At 73.3% G+C, this 1,705-nt stretch carries 2 protein-coding genes; one reads left to right on the top strand and one right to left on the bottom strand.

The window, feature by feature from the left end; all coding sequences use genetic code 11:
• Window positions 1–127: 127 nt before the first annotated feature.
• Window positions 128–799, bottom strand: coding sequence for a class F sortase (locus tag ABT300_RS43855; RefSeq protein WP_351688724.1), 672 nt, complete (start codon window positions 797–799; stop codon window positions 128–130).
• Between the two features lie 335 nt (window positions 800–1,134).
• Between ABT300_RS43855 and ABT300_RS43860 the strand changes: the two genes are divergently transcribed.
• Window positions 1,135–1,641, top strand: a complete 507-nt coding sequence (locus ABT300_RS43860; RefSeq protein WP_351688727.1) for a hypothetical protein — start codon at window positions 1,135–1,137, stop codon at window positions 1,639–1,641.
• Window positions 1,642–1,705 lie beyond the last annotated feature (64 nt).

Raw genomic sequence — 1,705 nt, forward strand, 5'->3', positions numbered from 1 at the left:
GCGGTCGCCCCCGGCGTCGTGCGGGCGCTGCGCAGCTATCTGCCGCGGCTGCTGGACTCCGGCTATCACCTGACGCTGCCGCACGCCCAGCGCGCCTGACGCGGGCCGCCCGCCCGGCCGCGTCCGCTCAGCGGACCTCGACCAGGCGGGCGAAGGCGACGACGTTGCCGTCGTATCCGTTCGCCTTGGAGAAACCGCCGCCGCAGGTGATGACCCGCAGTTCCGGCGACCCCTTGGAGGCGTAGACGCGGTCGCCGGGGAAGTTGTTCTTGGCGAACACCTCGATGCCGTAGATCTCGAACACCGCCGTCTTCCCGTCCTTGCGCGACACCTCGACGCGGTTGCCCTTCTTCAGCGCACCGAGGCCGTAGAACACGGCGGGACCTAGCTTGTTGTCGACATGGCCGACGACGACCGCCGTCCCCTTCTCGCCCGGTGAGACGCCACCGGTGAACCAGCCGGCGAGGTTCGGGTCCTCCGGCGGCGGCGCCCCCACCCAGCCGTCCGTGTCGAGGCCGACCGCCATGACGGGCGCGTCGACCCGGATGGCGGGGATCCGCACCCGGTCCGGCTCGGCGTAGGGCAGCGCGGCCGCGGTCCGTCCGAAGACGTCGCCGGCGGTGCGGCCGTCCGCGGCCGCCGCCGCGGCCGGCTGCGGCGGGCCGATGTCGAACTCTCCCGACCCGTTGCGGATGAGCGCGAGACCGGTCAGCAGAACAAGCGCTATCACGCCCCAGGGTGCGCGCTTCCGCCGCCGCTCCTCCTCTTCCGCCGCCTCGGACAGCTCGTACGCAGACATTCGCCATCCCCTTTCGACACGGCCGTCGCCGCGTCCCTATCGCGCATACGGCAAACGCTAAGCGCCGCGACGTGAACCGGCGACGGGGCAACGGCGAACGGGTGGCCGCGGCTTCGCCCGGTGCGCCATCCGAGTTGACGACGGCAGATATTTTCTGACGGTCCGTGACCTGCGGCGATATCCGATTGTGTGCATATCGCCCGGCGTGTCTCCTCACCAGGACGGACCATTCCCGAAATGCGGGCGCCCGCACGGCATCCGAGGGTCGACCCGGGAGGTGCTTTCTCGCCGACATGCCGGGGACGGGACCCGGGGCGCCTTCCGCGGAGGATCACATGCGTACCACTCGTGCTCTGGCGGCCTCGGCGGTCACCGCCGCCGCGGCCGCCGCCCTCACCCTCACCGCCCCCGCCGCTGTCGCCCGGGACGGCATGGGCGCCAACCCCAGCAACATCGTCGTCCTGCCCGCCGTCATCGCCCGCGGCGGCCAGCTCACGATCACCGTCGACGGCTGCCCCGCCGGCGGGGCCGTCACCTCGGCGGCGTTCCCGCAGGCCCAGCTGACGCCGATCAACGGCGCCAACCAGACGGCCAGGGGCACCGCCACCGTCAACGACACCGCCCGCCCCGGCGCTTACGACGTCACCGTCAACTGCTCCGGCCGTACCCTGACCCGCCCGGCCGCCTTCACCGTCATCGGCGGTGTCCGCGGCGGCCTCGGCGGCAGCAGCACCAGTGGCGCCACCCCGACCGACGTCGCGATCGGCGGCGGGCTCGTCGCCGCGGCGGTGGTCGGCGGCGGGCTGTTCTGGATGCGGCGCCGCGCCGAGCGCCGCATCTGACGTCCGTCGGCGCGCGGACCGCGCGTGACACCGGACTTCGCCCCGGACCCGCTGGGTTCCGGGG

It is taken from the genome of Streptomyces sp. NPDC001027, assembly GCF_040299045.1.
In the GTDB taxonomy this organism is placed as follows: domain Bacteria; phylum Actinomycetota; class Actinomycetes; order Streptomycetales; family Streptomycetaceae; genus Streptomyces.

What these genes read in the sequence shown, in the direction of transcription:
- ABT300_RS43855 (WP_351688724.1), bottom strand. Translation starts at nt 799, where the DNA reads ATGTCTGCGTACGAGCTGTCCGAGGCGGCGGAAGAGGAGGAGCGGCGG.
- ABT300_RS43860 (WP_351688727.1), top strand. Translation starts at nt 1,135, where the DNA reads ATGCGTACCACTCGTGCTCTGGCGGCCTCGGCGGTCACCGCCGCCGCG.